The organism is Xanthomonas hydrangeae (genome assembly GCF_032697525.1).
GTDB classification, from domain to species: domain Bacteria; phylum Pseudomonadota; class Gammaproteobacteria; order Xanthomonadales; family Xanthomonadaceae; genus Xanthomonas; species Xanthomonas hydrangeae.
The window spans coordinates 1,060,200-1,078,380 of the sequence record NZ_CP103836.1; the positions used below are offsets into that span (position 1 = coordinate 1,060,200).

Consider the following 18,181-nt stretch of genomic DNA (forward strand, 5'->3'; position numbering starts at 1 on the left):
CCACGCCCGATCGATCACAGTGCCGGGAAACGCGGTGCCGTCGAGCAGGTCGGGATTGCACCACTCAGTTGCACGGGGGCGGTCGTGACGCCGGCGCCCAACTTTTCGGCCGTCAGGTCGCTGTTGACCAGCCCGATCTGCGCGTTGCTGGCGGTGACGGCAGTGTTGCCTGTCGCAAGATTGGCCAGCACCAGATCCAGCGGCGTCTGCGCATCGAAGCCCTTCAGGATCCAGCCCTTGCCCTTGAGGCCGACATCGCCCGTGGTACGCAAGCCGTTGACCACGATCTCCTTGAAACTGGGCTTGGTCCCGCTACCACCGGTCGAATAGAACGGGTTGATCACCAGCGGGCTGGTCACCCCGAACAGGCAGATGTTGCGATAGGTGATCAGGCTGACCGGGCCGCCCTTGACGATGCTGGTCTTGATGCGCAGCCCGTTGTTGTCGGTGCTGCGGTTGCCGGCATCGTCGGTGGAGGTGATGGCGTTGTTTTCGATCAGCACATTGTTGACCCCGGACATCACTTCGCTGCCGATCGAGATGCCGTGGGTGCCGTAACAGCGGTTGTCGCGCACACTGATGTTGCCGGACTTGGAGGCAATGGTCTTGATCGCCACGCAGTCGTCGCCGCCCATCACATCGTTATCGACCAGGCTGGCGTTGACCACGCTGTCCAGGTCCAGACCATCGGTGTTGGGGCTGGTGGCCGGCGACTTCACCCGCACGCCCCAGATGGTCAGGCCATCGACGATATGCGCGAAGAAATGGAAGTACGCCGCATTGATCAGGTTGACGTTGTAGAGCGTGAAGGTGTTGGAGTTCTGCACCTTGATCAGGTCCGGACTGTTCTGCACCTGGCCTGCGTTCTTGGCGTTTTCGCCGAATTCCCACCAGGTGGTGTCCTTGCCCAGCATGGGCAGATCGCCGCGGCCGTCGATGGTGCCTTGGCGCCCGCCGGTACGCACACCCATCACGCCCGACTTGAGGCCCTTGACGCTGATCAACGGCAGACACCCACCGCTCTTGGCACCGGCAGTGCCGCAGCCGCTGCCGTAGTCGGCCGGATTGCGCGAGCCGTACAGGGTGACGCCCTGATCGATGACCAAGGTGACGCCGGTGGGAATCGACAGCGGCCCGCTGAGAAACGCAGTGCCGGTGCCGGCCTTGAGCAGCACGCTGCCGTTCTTGCCGGTACAGGCGGTCAGAGCGGCCTGGATGGTCTTGGTATCCGGCGGCGCACTTTCCGATGCAGCGTCGAACAGGCGTCCACTCGGCGTGTGGCTGGCACTCACCGGCTGGCAGGTGGCAGGAATCGCCGGCTCGGAGACTGCGCGCGTATCGCCGGTTGCAAGGTTGATGGCGCCGGCTTGTGCGGCGAGCGTAAGACAGACACCGCCGATGGCGGCGGTTAGCAATTTCATGAAGAAGATCACCTGAGAGAGGAATGGCGCGTGCCTGCTGAAGCAACGCGACCCGGCCGGCAAACTCAGCGGCGTGACGGACTCTACGGAGCAATCACAGTACATGCGCAAGGCAAGCGAACCCGGAACCGCGCGAACGAAGCGGCGCCGCGACGGTGTGTCGGCATTGCAACGCAGCGCGCAGAACGGTGCGCGATTTGCGAAGCGTCAGCTGGGTGACATGTGCGTGTCGCATGCGTGTGGCGCATGCGGCGCGCCGTGCTTAAAGCGACCAACAAAATCACTCGAACGCTGCAGCGACGACGGCAACGTGTTGGCCACATGCACCTTCGTTGACGCGCGCAGCGATGTCGGGATAGCAGTGACTCGCTCGGATAGAAAGGAGCTCCTCAGACCGCACCTCATCGAACAGCCGCGCAACTGCTCGCAACCACGCACCGACCATCTCGACTGGCCCTTGCCCGCCCACCGCTGCGGGACCTTATGCGGCATGGATGCCGCAGAAGAGCCTACATGGACGTACTTGCGGCGTGTCCCGCGGCGGTGGGCGGGCAAGGGCCCTGCAGCAAAGCGGCAGATCACCCGCTCTACAACTGATCCATCCACACTGTCGAATCACTTCGAGACACCGAGAGTCGGGGCGTAGCGGTTTTTAAGATGCAGCCAGAGGCTCAGATCAAAAGCTTTAGTCGGCCGAGGGCGCAATGCCCTCATCACTTGGCGGTATGCGGGTGGGAACCAGAAAGCCGGCCGCACCCATCTGTGGTGAGCGCAGTAGTTTTGCCAGCCGCCGTTCGCCGCACGACACGCCGGCTCAATACCCATGCACCGGACGATGCGCCTTGACCGCCATCACCAGGCCCAATCCGGCCAGCAGCGACACCGCCGAGGTGCCGCCGTAACTCATCAGCGGCATCGGCACGCCAACCACCGGCAGCAGGCCGGAAATCATGCCGCCGTTGACCAGCACGTAGACGAAGAACGCCAGCCCGGTGGCACCGGCCATCAGCCGCGAATAGGTGTCGCGCGCTTGCGAGGCGATCCACAGGCAGCGGCCGATCACGATCAGATACAAGGTCAGCACGGTGGCCACGCCGATCCAGCCGAATTCTTCGCTGAGCACCGAAAACGCAAAGTCGGTGGTCTGTTCGGGAATGAAGTTCAGATGCGACTGCGAACCCAGTCCCCAGCCCTTGCCGTCGAAACCGCCCGAGCCGATCGCGATCTTGGATTGAATGATGTTCCAGCCCGCGCCGAGCGCATCGTTTTCCGGGTTGAGAAACATCATGATGCGGTCCTTCTGGTATGGCCGCAGCAGCCAGAACCAGGCCACCGGCGCGGCTGCCGAGACGCCGCCCACGCCCACCGCCACCCACCACCACGGCAGCCCAGCCAACAGCAGCACGAACACGCCGCTGGCGGCGATCAGCACGCCGGTGCCGAAGTCCGGCTGCAGCATGATCAGGGCAGTGGGCACGCCGATGATCATGCAGGTGACCAGCACGGTGGAGATGCGCGGCGGCAGCGGCATGCGATGCAGATACCAGGCCGCCATCATCGGCAGGCTGATCTTCAACAACTCGGCAGGCTGCAGGTAGAACAGTTTCAGATCCAGCCACTGGCGGCCGTACTTGCCGGTGCCCAGCGCGAACACCGCCAGCAGCGGCAGCATCGACAAGCCGTAGACCCACGGCGTCCAGGCGCGCAGGCGCAGCACCGACATGCGCGAAATGCCCCACATCGCGGCCAGGCCGATGACGAAGCGCACGCCCTGCGCCATCACCAGATGATCGCCGTTGGCGGCGCCGCCGGCGCTCTTGAGCACCGACAGCCCGATCACCATCAGCGCCCCCAGCGCCAGGCACAGCACCCAGTCCAGGCTGCGCGTGAAGCGCGCAACCATGTCCACCAGCCAGCGCAGGATGTCACTCAATGGTCGGTCTCCTGGACCGCGTCCGGCACATCCGGCACCACCGGCTGGGCGGGCGTGTTGGGATCCAGCGCTACGGCGGTCTGGCCGATCACCACCGGCAATTCTTCCAGCGTGGCCGCAGCCGCATCGCCGGCCGCACGCGCATCGGTGGCGCCGGCCTCGAACTGGTTGACGCCCACGGCGGTCATGCCGAGCTCGCTGTCCAGCGGCTCCAGGCCGGCGGGCAGCTTGCCCAGCAGCCAGGCGTCGAAGATCTTGCGTGCGATCGGCGCCGCCGAGCTGGTACCGAAGCCGCCGCCCTCCACCGCCACCGCCACCGCGATGACCGGGTTGTCGGCCGGTGCGAAACCGACGAACAGGCCGCGGTGACGCAAATGCATCGGCAGGCTGCGCGGGTCCACCGCCGCCACGCCCCTGCGACTGACCACCTGCGCGGTGCCGGTCTTGCCGGCCATCAGGTACGGCGCGCCGGGGGTGATGGCATACCCGGTGCCGCCCGGGCGCATGGTGTCCATCATGCCCTCGCGCACCACCTGCACATGCGCAGGATTCGGGCTGATCGGCTTGCCCGGCGGCTGGATCATCGGCTGCCACGGATGATCGAAGCCGGTGCGCTGTTCCAGCACCAGATGCGGGCGCTGCAGCAGGCCGCTGGCGATCCCCGAAATACCGCGCACCAGCTGCAACGGGGTCACCTTCCAGTCGCCCTGACCGATGGCGATATTGACGGTGTCGCCGGGGTACCAGCGCTCCTTGCGGGTCTTGTACTTGTAGGCCGGCGACGGCAGGATGCCGCCGATTTCGCCCAGCAGGTCCACCCCGGTGGGCGCACCGAACCCGTACCCGCCCATGTACTGGTCGAAGCGCTCGATGCCCATATCCACCGCCAGGCGGTAGTAGTAGGTATTGACCGACTGGGCGATCGACTTGCGCAGGTCGGTCCAGCCGTGACCGCCGCGGTGCGAGTCGCCCCAGCCGCGGCTGACGCCGGGCAGGTAGAACATGCCGGTGGAGAGCACACGGTCTTCCGGCCGGCGCAGGCCGCTATCGAGCCCGGCCAGCGCAATCAGCGGCTTGAGCGTGGAGCCCGGCGCCACGCCACCCAGCACCAGCCGGTTGAACTGCGGCCGCGACGGGTTGTCGTTGAGCATGCGGAAGTCGGTATGCGAGATGCCGTTGACGAACAGGTTGGGGTCGTAGCTCGGCAGGCTGACCATGCCCAGGATCTCGCCGGTGCGCGGGTCCATGGCGATCGCCGCGCCTTCGTGCTCGCCGAATGCGGCCACCATCGCGCGCTGCAGATCGGCATCCACCGACAGCCGCAGGTCCGCGCCCGACTGCGGCGCGACCCGGCCGACGGTGCGGATCGCCCGTCCCTGCACATTGGTTTCGACCTGCTCGTAACCGACCTGCCCGCGCAGATCCTGCTCGTAATAGCGCTCCAGCCCGGACTTGCCCATGTGGGTGAGCGCAGCATTGCCCTCGCCCAGCACCGCCAGATCTTTTTCGTCGATGCGGCCGACGTAGCCGATGATGTGCGCGAACAACGGCCCGAACGGATAGCGCCGGGTCAGATACGGCTCCAGCTCCACGCCGGGAAAGCGCCAGCGCTCCACTGCAAAGCGCGCCATTTCCTCATCGCTCATGCGCAGCTTGAGGGTGACCGGCAGGAAGCTGCGGCGCGCCTTGCGCTCACGATTGAAGCGCTCCAGATCTTCCGGCGCGATCGGGATCACCTTGCCCAGCGCGGCGAGCATGGCGGCCATGTCGGTGACCTTGTCGGGGGTCACATCTAGACGGAAGGCCGGCACGTTCTCGGCCAGCAGCCGGCCGGTGCGGTCGTAGATCATGCCGCGCCCGGGCACCACCGGTTTGGGCTTGATGCGGTTGGCTTCCGAGCGGGTGGCGTAGACCTCGTGGTCGAGCACCTGCAGCTTGAAATACCAGCCGCCCAGGCCGACCAGGCACACCACCACCATCACAAAGCCCAGCACCGCACGCCGGCGGAACTGCTCGGCCTCCGCATGCGGGTTCTTGGGGTGACGACGCCCGTGCATGGCTTACTTCTTGCTCCGCTTGCCCAGCCGCACCGCATCCAGCAAAACGAACAGCGGCGGCCACAGCGCCATGCCCAGCAGCGGCGCCCACCAGTAGCTCCACGGCAGGGTCGGCTCGCCCACGGCCAGATGCACCGCCGAGGACACGATGCGGTCGTTGAGCAGCAGCCCGCCGATCGCCAGCGCCTGCTGCGAGACCGGGAAGAAGCGCATCCGCGCGCGAAAGCGCTGCAGGATGAAGGTCAAGATCACCAGCCGCAGCGCCTGCTCGCCGAGCAGCCCGCCGTACAGCAGATCGGCCAGCACGCCGGCCACGAACGCGATGCCCAGCCCGACCCGGTCAGGCTCCTCGATCACCCAGTACGCCAGCACCAAGGCCAGCCAGTACGGCCGCAGCGGCTGCACCACGAGCGGCAGCGGCAGCAGGCCCAGCACCAGCGCGATGACGAAGCTCGCCGGCAGGATCCAGGTGTTGCGCATGCGGGTCATTGGTCCGTCTCCTGCGGAGCCGGGCGGGATTGGGGATTGGGAATTGGGGATTGGTTGGAAGCAGCGCCCTGCGGCGGGGCCGGACGGGAATCGGAAATCGGGGCGTTGGATGCGTTCGAAGCGGGAACGCCAGCGGGCCTGCTGGCAGGGCGGCTGGACGCTGGCGCGCGGGCCGGCTGCGCGCCGGGCGCGGCGGGTGTCGATGCGGACCGTGCACGCGGCGCGGTGCCGGTGCCCGATGCCGCTTCGGCCGTCGGGCGTGCCGGATCGATCGCCGTGTTGGAAACTCCGCCCGCCGGCGTGCGTGGTGTTGCGGTCACCGGCGCACTCGCTGGCGCGCTGGCCGCAGCCGCCTCGACACTGTTGCCGTTGCCGTTGCCGTTGCCGTTGCGAATCCCATCTCCCGACTCCCCACTCCCGGCCCCAGGCACCACCCGCAGCGGCTTGCCCGCGCGCAGCAACAACACATCGCGGCCGCGATCGAGCTTGGCGGCGGGGGTCAGTTCGCCGACCAGGAAGGCGTGGGTATCGTCCGGATGCAGCTCGGACACCTTGCCGACCGGGAAACCCGCCGGGAAGCGGCCGCCGAGGCCGGAGGTAACGATCTCGTCGCCCACCTGCACGCCGGCACTGAGCGGGATGTCGCGCAGTTCGAGCCGGTCGCCGCGGCCGTAGACGATCAGGCGCACGCCGTTGCGCGCCACGCTGACCGGCACCGCGTGGTCGGGGTCGGTCAGCAGCAGCACGGTCGAATGCAGCGGCGTCACTTCGATCACCTGCCCCATCAGGCCGCCGGCATCGATCACCGCCTGGCCCATCAGCACGCCATCGCGGCTGCCGGCATCCAGCAGCAGGCGCTGCCGGGTCGGGTCCAGGTCGATATCCAGGATCGGCGCCAGCTGCACGTCCAGGCCGCGCCGCTCGGCCACGTTGAGCAGTTCGCGCAGCTGCGCATTGTCCAGCGCGGCGGTCTGCAGCCGGGTCAGGCGTGCATTGGCCACCAGCAGCTGATTGCGCAGCGCGCGGGTTTCTTCCACCAACTGCGCGTGGGTGGCGGCGTTATCGCGCACCTGCGAACCGATCCTCCCCGGCAGCCCGGCCACTGCCCAGATCGGCTGGATCAGCAGATTGGCCTGCATGCGCAGCTGGCTCAGCCAGCTACCGCGGCTATCGAGCGCGATCAGCACGATCGCCAGCACCAGATACACCAGCAAGCGCAGCGTGGAGGTGACTTCGCCCGGACGGGAGGCGACGGGAGGACCGGCGTAGGAGGGCACTGTCAGGGCCGGGAATGGGGAATCGGGAGTGGGGAATCGGAGGGCGATGTACTGCCCTCGGTGCGGTTGAGGCGAAAACTCACATGGGCGGGACCGCGTCGCAACCGCTCAGGGCCGCAGGCAGGGAATGCTTTCACGATTCCCCACTCCCGATTCCCGATTCCCGAACGCATCACTCCGGCGCGAAGAACTCGTTGCCGTGCATGTCCACCAGCTCCAGCGCGCGACCGCCACCACGGGCCACGCAGGTGAGCGGGTCGTCGGCCACCTGCACGTGCAGGCCGGTTTCTTCGGAGATCAGGCGGTCCAGGTCGCGCAACAGCGCGCCGCCACCGGTGAGCACGATGCCGCGCTCGGCGACGTCGGCGCACAGCTCCGGCGGGGTCTGCTCCAGCGCCAGCTTGACCGCGGAGATGATGCCCGACAGCGGCTCATGCAGCGCTTCGAGCACTTCGTTGGAGTTGATCTTGATCATCTTCGGCACGCCTTCGGCAAGGTTGCGGCCGGAGATTTCCATCTCCTGCACCACGTCCTGCGGGTAGGCGCAGCCGATCTGCAGCTTGATGCGCTCGGCGGTGGCTTCACCGATCAACATGCCGTGGTTGCGGCGCACGTAGTTGGTGATCGACTCATCGAAGCGGTCGCCGCCCACACGCACCGACTGCGAGTAGACGATGCCGTTGAGGGAGATGACCGCCACTTCGGTGGTGCCGCCGCCGATGTCGATGACCATCGAACCGCGCGCTTCGGTCACCGGCATGCCCGCACCGATCGCTGCGGCCATCGGTTCTTCGATCAGATACACGTCGCGCGCACCGGCCTCTTCCGCCGATTCCTTGATGGCGCGGCGCTCGACCTGGGTAGAGCCGGCCGGCACGCACACCAACACGCGCGGGCTCGGACGCAGGAAGCGCGACTTGTGCACCTTCTTGATGAAGTGCTTCAGCATCGCTTCGGTGTAGGTGAAGTCGGCGATGACGCCGTCCTTCATCGGGCGGATCGTGGTGATGTGGCCAGGCGTGCGGCCGAGCATCTGCTTGGCTTCTGCGCCGACGGCGGCCACCGAGCGCGTACCGCCGATTGCGCGGTCCTGACGTACCGCCACCACCGATGGTTCGTTCAGTACGATTCCCTGCCCGCGCACGTAGATCAGCGTATTGGCCGTGCCCAGGTCGATGGACAGGTCGTTGGAGAACATGCCGCGGAGTTTCTTGAACATCGGGGGAGCCGTTCCTGAGGAGTTGCGTGCCCTGCCGCCAGAGTGGCGAAAAAATGGGCGAAAAACGAAGTCCACTAGCCTAGCAATCCCCCCCGGTGCGAGCAAGGAAAAATCAGGTATTTCGGCCCGGTTTTCATGTGCCGGTCACGCCGGGCATGGCACGCGGTTGTGGCCCTGATCGATCGCAGCCGTTACCCTTTGCGCCGCGGCGTTGGCGCCGTCCCGCCGCCATGCCGGCAACTGGCGGGTATTTCCTTACGCAAAGGCCTGACTCGATGTCCGCACTGATCTGTGGTTCCCTCGCCTACGACACCATCATGGTGTTCCCGGACCAGTTCAAGAATCACATCCTGCCGGACAAGGTGCACATCCTGAATGTGTCGTTCCTGGTCCCGCGCATGCGCCGCGAGTTCGGCGGCTGCGCCGGCAACATCGCCTACAACCTGCATCTGCTCGGTGGCGCGCCGATCCCGATGGGCACCGTCGGCCAGGATTTCGGCCCGTATCGCGAACACTTCGAGGCGCTGGGCATCGACCTGTCGCGGGTGAAGATCATCGATGATCTGTTCACGCCGCAGGCGTTCATCACCACCGACCACGACAACAACCAGATCACCGCATTCCATCCGGGCGCGATGATGCGCAGTTACGAAAACCACGTGAAGGATGTGCCAGGCGTGACTCTGGGCCTGGTCGGCCCGGACGGGCGCGAGGGCATGATCCAGAACGCGGAAGAGTTCGCTGCTGCCGGTATCCCTTTCATCTTCGATCCCGGCCAGGCGATGCCGTTGTTCAACGGCCCGGAGCTGCGCCAGTTCATCGAGCAGGCCCAGTACGTGGTGGTCAACGACTACGAGTCCAACCTGCTGCAGGAACGCACCGGCTGGGACGAGAAGGACATCGTCTCGCGCGTGCAGGCCTATATCACCACGCAAGGCCCGAAGGGCGCGTTGGTGCATACGCCGGAAAAGACCTACGACATCCCGCCGGCACACGAGCGCCGCGTGGTCGACCCGACCGGCTGTGGCGACGCCTTCCGCGCCGGGCTGATCTACGGCATCCAGGGCGGCTACGACTGGCTGACGATCGGCCGGATGGGCAATCTGATGGGCGCACTGAAGGTGGAACATCCGGGCACGCAAAATCAGCGCTTCGATTTCACCGAGTTCAACGACCAGTTCAAGCAGCAGTTTGGTTACGCGCTCTGAGGCTGCTCAGATAAGCAGCGTAGAGCCCGCTCCACCCTTCTCCCATCGGGAGAAGGTGGCCCGCAGGGGCGGATGAGGGTAGAGCGAAGCCTCGCGCAGTTTGAGCAGCACAAGGCTTCGCCTCGTACCCTCACCCCAACCCCTCTCCCGCAGGAGAGGGGCTCGTTGGCCTCGCTCGGTATTGAGCGGACAACTCCCAGATCCGGCGCCTGCCATCGCTGGCCGTGGCATCCGCATCAGCAATGCATTTGCAACAACGCAATTTGCTGCAATGCAGTTGCTGCAATGCAGTTTGAGCATCAGCCCGATCTGTGCCTCTACTGACGCTTCGCGCTCACTGAGGAACGCTGGCCCATGTCCGAGCCAAGCGTTGTCGCCGCTACGTCCATCGCCCTGCCTGAGATCGAACCGGATGTGCTCCGGCAGATCCGCCGGCTGCGCGACATCGCCCCGTTGGCTGCGCCACTGTCGCGCTCGTGGCGACGCTGCCTGGACGAGCATTCGCTGTTGCCCGAGGCACCACCCGAAGCGCTGGTGCACGATGCCTTGCACGTGCGCGAGCGCCAGCAGCGTCTGGGCGAGGTGCTGCGCATCGCCAAGGTGGAAATGGAAAACCTCTACGAACAGATCGCCGGCAGCGGTTATGCGGTGATCTTTGCCGATGCCGAAGCGACCGTGCTGCACAGCGTGCACGACCCGACCCTGCTGCGCGAATTTCGCCAGGCCGGCCTGTTCTGCGGCGCCAGTTGGGCCGAATGTCATCAGGGCACCAACGGGCTGGGCACCTGCGCGGTGGAGCGCACGGCGGTGAGCGTGCACCGTGGCGAACATTATCTGACCCGCCATCTGCCGTTGTCGTGCTGCGGCGCGCCGATCCTGGACCCGCACGGCGGTCTGCTGGCGGTGCTGGATGCCTCCACGCCCGATGCGCAGGACGGCAAGCAGATCCAGCGCCACACCGTGGCCTTGGTGAGCATGTCGGCGGCGCAGATCTCGCGCTCGCATTTTCTCAATCAGTTCGGTCACGCTTTCATCCTGCGCTTCCATAGCCGGCCCGAGTTTGCCGGGTTGCTGCATGAGGCGCTGATCGCGATCGATACGGACGGCCGTGTATTGGCAGTCAACGAGGCGGTACTGGAGCAGCTCGGCAAGATCGATCGTAGCCAGCTGGTGGGCCGCAATATTTCGCAGGTGATGCAGCTGGACTTCGACACCCTTGAGCATCGTGCGGGCAGCGATGCCGGCACCTTGTGGTCGATCCGCTGCGCCTGCCACGGGCGGCGTTTCTACGCGCTGGTGCGCCCGCCGCGTGCACGTCCGGCGCTGCCGGCGGTAGGCGGGCCGGCACAGCTGGCACCGGATACCGAGCTGCAACCCGGCGAGCATGTGGGCTCGGATCCGCGCATGCGCCACAACCTGGCCAATGCGTTGAAACTGGCAGCGCACCGCGTGTCGATTTTGCTGCGTGGCGACACCGGGACCGGCAAGGAAGAGTTTGCCAAGGCGGTGCATCGGGGCTCGCCATGGGCGAATGGTGCGTTTGTGGCGATCAATTGCGCGGCGATTCCAGAAGCGCTCATCGAAAGCGAATTGTTCGGTTATGCACGCGGCGCATTCACCGATGCTGCGCGCGAAGGCCGCCACGGCAAATTGCTGCAGGCCAGTGGCGGCACGCTGTTTCTGGATGAAATCGGCGACATGCCGTTGCCGTTGCAAAGCCGCCTGCTGCGCGTGCTGGAAGAACAATGCGTCACGCCGTTAGGCAGCGAGCGCGCGGTGCCGTTGGAACTGCACGTGATCAGCGCCAGCCACCGCGATCTGGCGCAGCGGGTGGCTGCCGGCGAGTTCCGCGAGGATCTGTATTACCGGCTCAATGGCGTGGTGCTGCATCTGCCGCCGCTACGCGAGCGCAGCGACAAGGCCGAGCTGATCCGCACCTTGCTGCGCGAAGAAAACAGCGAGCACAGCGTGCGCATCAGCGAAGAAGCGATGCACAAATTGCTGAGTTACGCCTGGCCGGGCAATCTGCGTCAGTTGCGCAACGTGCTGCGCACGGCGGCGGTGCTGTGCAGCGATGGGGTGATCCGGCTACCGAATCTGCCGCAGGAAATCGTCGATGCCGGCAGCGCGCCGTGTCTGGTCGATGGCCGCGCGGTGGCGGCCGACGACATGCCCGGCCGCGTCGCACTCGATCAGGCCGAGCGCCTGGTGCTGCAGCAGCAACTCGAACGCCATCGCTGGAATGTCAGCCGCACCGCCGATGCCCTGGGTATCAGCCGCAATACGCTGTATCGCAAGCTGCGCAAGCATGGGTTGGATACGGGCTGAGCGGTGGCGGTGATTTGGGATTGGGAATTGGGGATTCGTAAAAGCCAAAGCAGGGTCTTGGTGCTGATCCTTACAGCGATCAACAGAACTACTTCTTGGCCATCAGGCGGTGGCGAGTTTGCTCGGTGCGGCATGCACCACGTACATGACGTCATTGCGGAGCGGTTGATCTGTTGCTTGGCTGCAGGGTCCTTGCCCGCCCACCATCGCGGGACACGCCGCAAGTACGTCCATGTAAGCTCTTACGCGGCATCCGTGCCGCGTAAGGTCCCGCGACGGTGAGCGGGCAAGGACCCGCCGAGATGGTCGGTGTGCATATTTTCAAAAGAGCAACCGACTAACTTTCTGGTGCGGTGGCCTCGACTTACTGCGCTATTGACTGAAGCTAAGTGCCGCCAAGACTCGAAATCTCGGTTGTCTTGGAGCGGTTGGATAGCGCGGACAAATCGCTTGCAGAGCGGCTGATCTGCGCTTGGCTGCAGGGCCCTTGCCCGCCCACCATCGCGGGACACGCTGCAAGTACGTCCCTGTAAGCTCTTACGCGGCATCCATGCCGCGTAAGGTCCCGCGACGGTGGGCGGGCAAGGACCAGTCGAGATGGTCGGTGTGCAGGGCTGCAAGCAGAGCATGACGCGAGTTGTTTCGGGTAGCGTCGCTTCTGATCATCGTCCCGATGCAACCCGAGCAACGAGCAGCTTTTCACACGACCACCGACTCACTCTCTGGTGCGGTGTCCTCGCCGATTGCGGGACCATGTGGCGGCATGGATGCCGCCACTGAGCCTCCAGGGATGGATTCACGGCGTGTCCCGCGAGCGGTGAGGACACCGCGCCCCGACCAGCGCGGCTTGTGATCATCCAGATGACGAGAGGGGCTTACGGCTTACGGCTTACGAATCCCTAATCACGAATCCCCAATCCCAGCCCCACTCATAACGCCCAGCGCACGCCGATCAGATACTGCCGTGGTACACCCGGCGCGAGAAAACGGGCCGGGCCGGTTTCCACTGGTGCATCTTGCGGGCGCGCCAGTTCGCCATCGGGGAACACGTCTTCGGCCACTGCCGCATACGTCGCGTAGCGGCGGTTGAAGACGTTGTCGACGCGGGCAAAGAGCGACAGCCGTTCGCCGAGTTTCCAACGGGCCTGCAGATCTACCAGCGCATAGCCGGCGGTGCCGATGTCGATGCGCTCGGGCGCGGGCTCGCCGTCTTCGGCGTTGTCGACCTGGCCATCCTCGTTGCCGCTGGCCACGCGCCCGGAAACCGCACGCACACCGGCGCCCAAGGTCAGCGCATCGCGCTGCCACTCCACCCCGAGCTTGAGGTTGTGGCGCGGCAATGCGGCGATGCGAAGGCCGGGACGCAAGGTGATTACACGCTCGCCGGAGAGCAATTCGCCATCACTGCGATAGGTCGCATCCAGAAAGCTGTAGCCGGCCGACCACTGCCAATCGCCGCTGCGCAGGCGTAGCGACAGATCCGCGCCTTGATACCGGGTGCGGCCGACATTGTCGAAGTAACCCAACTGCGTATCCGGCGCGCGCAGGAACAAGATATCGTCGCGATTGTCGGCGCGATACACCGACAGCGTGGCATTGGTGTTGGCCGATGGCGTCCAGCGCGCGCCGAGTTCATACGTGCGCGAGATGATCTGCTCCAGACGTGGATCGGCCTGCAAGCCGGTCGGCAAGCGGCACGGCTGGGTGGGATCGGCGCAGCCCAGTTCGATTGCCGTTGGGGCGCGGCTGTTTTGCGCGACCGAGCCGTATACCGTCAGCCCCGAATCGAGCCGGTGGGTCAAACCCAGGGACGGATTGGCCTTGGCATAGACGAAGCGCTCGCGCGGGCGGTCGCCGTCTTCGGCGGTGGAAAGAATGTTGTCCACCACCACACGGTTCCAGCGTACTGCGGCGGTGAGATGGGTTGCATCGTCCAAGGCCCAGGTGTCGGCGACGAACACGCCCAGCGTTTTGGTGCTGCCGCGCACGCCGGAAAAGAACGCGCGCTCGGCATCCGGATCGGCAGCGACCGAGCGGTCTGGCTGCACCCAACCATCGCCGGCGAATTGCTGGTAACGCACATGGCCGCGATCGAAAGTGACCCCGGTGCTGAGCGCATGCACACCCCATTGCTTGCTCAGGTTGAGCGCAAGCCCTTGCGCTTCCTGGCGCATCTGAGTGGTGTTGAGCGCGCCGGTGGGCAATGCACCGGCATCGGCGCGTGCCACATCGCAATCGGCATCCAGCGTGTTGCCGTCTGCGTCGTAACCGGAGGCGCATTCTTCGACGAATTCTTCGTAGTCTTCACCGATATCGCCATTGACGGTGTCGCGGCGGCCCACGCGCGAGTAGGCCAGTGCATGCAGTGCGGTGTCCGCATCGAAACGATGGTCCAGTTGCGCGGTGAACAACGTATTGCGATTGCGCGTGAGATCGGGCGAGGTGTACACCGAGCGGCGGTCGGCGCGATACAAGCCGGGCTGGGGGCCATCGTCGGTGTAGCGGATATCCGGTAGCAGGCCATTGCCGATCAAACGGCTGCGCCCGTGCAGCACCGACAGGCTCCAATCGGTCTGCTCGCCCTGCTTGCCTACCTTGCCGAACAGCGTGCCAAGACGTCCTTCGGAGGCATCGCGCCAGCCGTTTTCGTCGAAGCCGGTGACTGCGACAAAGCCATGCCACCCGTCCTGACTGGCGAGGCCGTAACTGGCGTCCAAGCGCTTGCGCGCGCCGCTGCCGATGCTTACCTCGCCCTGCAATCCAGGTGCGGTCAAACCGGAGGCGGTGGACAGCACCACCGCGCCACCGAGCGTGTTCGGCCCGAACAAGGGATTGGAGCCGGGCATCAAGGTCACTGCATTGATTGCCGACTCGGGCAGCATGTCCCAGCTGACGATATCGGCGAACGGTTCGTTGAAACGCACGCCATCCAGATACACCGATACCCCTTGCGAGGCGCCCGGCAAGGCGGAGGCGCGAAAGCCGTGGAAGGTGAGATCGTTCTGGAACGGACTGCCTTGCACATCGTTGCCGTCCACACCGAGAAAGCGCCGCTGCAGCAGATCGCTGAGGTTGTTGCTGCGCCCGCGCGACAGCTCGCCATTGGTGGCCGATTGCACCATGTACGGCAACTGCGCCGCGTCGATGGTGGTGCCGGGAATCGGTGTGGCGGTGACCTCGATGCGGTCCAGCCAGGTCACCTGCGGCGCGTCTTCGGCCATTGCAGTGCCGATCGTACCAGCGCACAGCAGCGCTGCGCAGGCGCAGGCAAGCCGATGTCGTTGCAATGCATCGCGGCCATGGCGTGCGGCGCGAAGCGGCGGTGTGCTGCGATACCCCAGTAAGTGATGCGTCGACCTCATGTCGTCTCCCTCAATAAAGCACGATCGATTTGATGCCGCGCGCTGCGCGCAGATCCGCCAGCGCCTGATTGATGTCGTCCAGCGCCAGGGTGCGCGTGATCAACGGCGCCAGCCGGATGTCGCCTTGCAGATAGCGCTCGACGTAGCCAGGCAGCTCGCTGCGCCCCTTCACCCCGCCGAACGCGCTGCCGCGCCACACCCGCCCGGTCACCAGCTGAAAGGGCCGCGTGCTGATTTCCTGCGTGTCGTCGGCCACGCCGAGAATGACGCTCTCGCCCCAGCCCTTGTGGCAGCACTCCAGTGCCGCGCGCATTGCACCGACATCGCCCACGCATTCGAAACTGTGGTCGGCGCCGCCGTCGGTGAGGTCCACGATCACCTGCTGGATCGGTGCGCCGTAGTCGCACGGATCCAGGCAATCGGTGGCGCCCAAGGCACGCGCCAGCGCGAACTTGGCCGGATCGATATCCACTGCGATGATGCGCCCGGCCTGCGCCAGCACCGCGCCCTGCACCACCGACAAGCCGATGCCGCCCAGCCCGAACACCGCCACGCAATCGCCGGGCCGCACATGCGCGCTGTTGAGCACCGCGCCGACACCGGTGGTGACCGTGCAGCCGAGCAGGCAGACCTGATCCAGCGGTGCATCCGGATGGATACGCGCCACCGCGATCTCGGGCAACACCGTGTATTCGGAAAACGTGCTGGTGCCCATGTGATGCAGGATCGGCCGTCCGTTCAATGAAAACCGGCTGCTGCCATCGGGCATCAGCCCGCGCTCCTGGCTGCTGCGAATCGCCTGGCACAGGTTGGTGCGCCCGGAGCGACAGAACTTGCACACGCCGCATTCGGGCATGTACAGCGGGATCACGTGATCGCCGACACGCACGCTGGTGACGCCGATGCCCACGGCTTCGACGATGCCGGCGCCCTCCTGCCCCAGGATCACCGGAAAGCTGCTCGCGTGCCCGTGCGCCAATGCATGCGCATCGCCATGGCAGATACCGGTGGCGACCAGGCGCACCAGCACCTCGCCGGGCCGCGGCGGCTGCAGGTCCACCTCTTCGATGGTCAGCGGCTGGTGCGGACCCCATGCCACCGCAGCGCGTGTCTTCATCCGGCCTCCCTGGCGCGCGTCGGCATGGCCGCCGCTCAGCGCGCGATCACCACGCCCCACGGCAATTCGCCGACGGGGATCTGTTTGATCTGCTGCAACGTCGCGGTGTCGATCACGCTCACCGTGTTCGAGCGCCCGTTGGCGACATACAGCTTGTCGCCGGCCGGTGTCAGCGCCGGATTCCACGGCCGCAGCCCGACCGCAATTTCGGCAAGACTGCGCGCGGTCTTGGTATCGATCACGCTGACCGTACCGGCACCGCCGTTGGACGCGTACAGGCGGGTGCCATCGGCCGACAACGCCACCCCTGCGGTGCGCACACCGGCCGGCAGACTGGCGCGGCGTTGCCGCGTTTTCAGGTCGATCACGTCCACCACGTTGGCGGTTTCCTGCGCGATGTACACGCTGTGCCCGTCCGGTGCGAACGCCATGCCGCGCGGATGGCCGCTGGTGGCGACCACACCGCGCGATTGACGGGTGGCCAGTTCGATCATGTCCATGTCGTTGGAGCCCTCGTTGCTGGTGAGCAACCACTGCCCGTCCGGCGTGTAGGCGCAATGCTCCGGCGCCTGCCCACGCGTGGCGATCACCTGCTGCAGCTTGAACTGCGCGGCATCGATCAACATCACCTGGTTCTGTCCTTCCACACACACCGCGAACTGTTTGCCATCCGGCGACAACGCGATGCCTTCGGCGTTCTCGCCGATCTGTACGCTGCGCAGCACAGAATCTTTTTCGGTATCGAGCTCGATCAAACGATGATGCTCGGCATCGATCAGATACAGATGCCCGTGCGGGCCCGGCAACAGCTGCTGCAGACGCTTGCCCAGTTGCCCTTGCGCGCTGAGCGTGCGCACCACCGTATCGGTGTGCGTGTCGATCACCGACACCGTCCCGCTACGTTGATTGGGCACATACGCAAACACCGGGGGGGTTGATGGCGCCGGTGTTGCTGCAGGGGCTGCGGGATCTGCAGGACTCGCAGCAGCCGTGTTCGCCGCCGGTGCAGCGCGCGACGCAGGCGCGTCAGCGTCGCGCTGGCAGCCCGCCACTGCGAGCAGCGCGCCCAGCACCATTGCGACATAGACGCGCTGCCCCCTGATCAGCGCTGACCTCATTGCGCCTTGCCCGCGGTCTTGTTGATCGAATGGATGAAGGCGAGCAGTTTTTCGGTGTCGCCCGGCTTGAGCACCGGCGCGAACGGCGGCATCTGCCCAACCACTTTTTCATGTCCGACGCGGGTCTTGCCGTGGGTGATCATCGCTGCCGTGCCTTCGCTGATCAGCGCGCGCAAGGTGTCGTCGTCGCTGCCATACACCCAGATGTCGTTGGTCAACGGCGGGCACATGCCACCGCCACCGGTGCCGCCGTGACAGGCGTTGCAACCGGCCGAGAAATAGATCTTCTTGCCTTCGGCAATCAGCTCGGGCGTGACCTTGACCTCGGGTCCCTTCGGAATCGGCACGACCGCAGCCGGCGGCGCCGGTGGCGTGGCCGGATCCGGCGCAGGCCCAGCGGCCGGGTTGGGCACCCCGGCGGTCGCCGCTGCAGGCGCAGGCGCAGCGGCACCGGTGGCCGGCGCAGGCGTACTGGCAGCCGGCGGTGCGGCGGCATCAGAAGCCGGCGCTGGCGGCGCCTCCTTGCCGCACGCGGCCAGCACCACGCTGAGCATCAACGCGCACAGCGGTGCGCGCATGGAACGATCGAAACAACCCACAGTGGACTTGCGCATGGACGAACCTTTCTGATCGGAGGGAACACCGCGCACCC

General features: G+C 65.8%; 12 protein-coding genes. 2 read left to right on the forward strand and 10 right to left on the reverse strand.

What is annotated here, in order from left to right; genetic code table 11:
- Positions 1 to 14: 14 nt before the first annotated feature.
- From NYR97_RS04275 to NYR97_RS04300, 6 genes are all read right to left on the reverse strand, one after another.
- Positions 15 to 1,421 carry a glycoside hydrolase family 28 protein gene (locus NYR97_RS04275; RefSeq protein WP_316696832.1) on the reverse strand — a complete coding sequence of 469 codons (1,407 nt, stop codon included), beginning with the start codon at positions 1,419 to 1,421 and terminating at the stop codon, positions 15 to 17.
- A gap of 814 nt (positions 1,422 to 2,235) precedes the next feature.
- Positions 2,236 to 3,354, reverse strand: coding sequence for a rod shape-determining protein RodA (gene rodA / locus NYR97_RS04280; protein WP_023905164.1), 1,119 nt, complete (start codon positions 3,352 to 3,354; stop codon positions 2,236 to 2,238).
- Positions 3,351 to 5,411, reverse strand: a complete 2,061-nt coding sequence (gene mrdA, locus NYR97_RS04285) for a penicillin-binding protein 2 (protein ID WP_210762907.1) — start codon at positions 5,409 to 5,411, stop codon at positions 3,351 to 3,353. The genes rodA and mrdA overlap by 4 nt, the downstream gene beginning before the upstream one ends.
- A gap of 3 nt (positions 5,412 to 5,414) precedes the next feature.
- Positions 5,415 to 5,900, reverse strand: a complete 486-nt coding sequence (gene mreD, locus NYR97_RS04290; RefSeq protein WP_023905166.1) for a rod shape-determining protein MreD — start codon at positions 5,898 to 5,900, stop codon at positions 5,415 to 5,417.
- The gene (gene mreC, locus NYR97_RS04295; protein ID WP_316696835.1) at positions 5,897 to 7,177 is read right to left on the reverse strand and encodes a rod shape-determining protein MreC; all 1,281 of its coding nucleotides are present in this window, start codon (positions 7,175 to 7,177) and stop codon (positions 5,897 to 5,899) included. The genes mreD and mreC overlap by 4 nt, the downstream gene beginning before the upstream one ends.
- 172 nt (positions 7,178 to 7,349) lie before the next feature.
- The gene (locus tag NYR97_RS04300; protein WP_023905168.1) at positions 7,350 to 8,396 is read right to left on the reverse strand and encodes a rod shape-determining protein; all 1,047 of its coding nucleotides are present in this window, start codon (positions 8,394 to 8,396) and stop codon (positions 7,350 to 7,352) included.
- 275 nt (positions 8,397 to 8,671) lie between these two features.
- Here NYR97_RS04300 and NYR97_RS04305 point away from each other — a divergent pair, with 275 nt between their 5' ends.
- Both NYR97_RS04305 and NYR97_RS04310 read left to right on the forward strand, forming a co-directional pair.
- On the forward strand, positions 8,672 to 9,604 hold the full coding sequence (locus tag NYR97_RS04305; protein ID WP_205393681.1) for a carbohydrate kinase family protein: 933 nt from the start codon (positions 8,672 to 8,674) through the stop codon (positions 9,602 to 9,604).
- A gap of 354 nt (positions 9,605 to 9,958) precedes the next feature.
- A complete protein-coding gene (locus NYR97_RS04310; protein WP_205393680.1) occupies positions 9,959 to 11,932 on the forward strand; it encodes a sigma-54-dependent Fis family transcriptional regulator in 1,974 nt (657 codons plus the stop codon).
- A 929-nt stretch (positions 11,933 to 12,861) separates the two neighbouring features.
- Here the strand turns inward: NYR97_RS04310 and NYR97_RS04315 are convergent.
- From NYR97_RS04315 to NYR97_RS04330, 4 genes are all read right to left on the reverse strand, one after another.
- Positions 12,862 to 15,153 (reverse strand): TonB-dependent receptor, encoded by a 2,292-nt coding sequence (locus NYR97_RS04315; protein WP_316698012.1) that lies wholly within the window; start codon positions 15,151 to 15,153, stop codon positions 12,862 to 12,864.
- 151 nt (positions 15,154 to 15,304) lie between these two features.
- Complete coding sequence (locus NYR97_RS04320; RefSeq protein WP_316696836.1) at positions 15,305 to 16,411, reverse strand: S-(hydroxymethyl)glutathione dehydrogenase/class III alcohol dehydrogenase; 1,107 nt, start codon at positions 16,409 to 16,411, stop codon at positions 15,305 to 15,307.
- Between the two features lie 35 nt (positions 16,412 to 16,446).
- Positions 16,447 to 17,529 (reverse strand): beta-propeller fold lactonase family protein, encoded by a 1,083-nt coding sequence (locus NYR97_RS04325; RefSeq protein ID WP_316696837.1) that lies wholly within the window; start codon positions 17,527 to 17,529, stop codon positions 16,447 to 16,449.
- On the reverse strand, positions 17,526 to 18,179 hold the full coding sequence (locus tag NYR97_RS04330; protein ID WP_316696838.1) for a c-type cytochrome: 654 nt from the start codon (positions 18,177 to 18,179) through the stop codon (positions 17,526 to 17,528). Before NYR97_RS04330 ends, NYR97_RS04325 begins: the two co-directional genes overlap by 4 nt.
- Between the last annotated feature and the right edge of the window lie 2 nt (positions 18,180 to 18,181).

Coding starts and splice junctions, on each gene's coding strand:
- NYR97_RS04320 (WP_316696836.1), bottom strand. CDS start 16,411: ATGAAGACACGCGCTGCGGTGGCATGGGGTCCGCACCAGCCGCTGACC.
- NYR97_RS04300 (WP_023905168.1), bottom strand. CDS start 8,396: ATGTTCAAGAAACTCCGCGGCATGTTCTCCAACGACCTGTCCATCGAC.
- NYR97_RS04305 (WP_205393681.1), top strand. CDS start 8,672: ATGTCCGCACTGATCTGTGGTTCCCTCGCCTACGACACCATCATGGTG.
- NYR97_RS04275 (WP_316696832.1), bottom strand. CDS start 1,421: ATGAAATTGCTAACCGCCGCCATCGGCGGTGTCTGTCTTACGCTCGCC.
- mrdA (WP_210762907.1), bottom strand. CDS start 5,411: ATGCACGGGCGTCGTCACCCCAAGAACCCGCATGCGGAGGCCGAGCAG.
- NYR97_RS04325 (WP_316696837.1), bottom strand. CDS start 17,529: ATGAGGTCAGCGCTGATCAGGGGGCAGCGCGTCTATGTCGCAATGGTG.
- mreD (WP_023905166.1), bottom strand. CDS start 5,900: ATGACCCGCATGCGCAACACCTGGATCCTGCCGGCGAGCTTCGTCATC.
- NYR97_RS04315 (WP_316698012.1), bottom strand. CDS start 15,153: ATGGCCGAAGACGCGCCGCAGGTGACCTGGCTGGACCGCATCGAGGTC.
- NYR97_RS04310 (WP_205393680.1), top strand. CDS start 9,959: ATGTCCGAGCCAAGCGTTGTCGCCGCTACGTCCATCGCCCTGCCTGAG.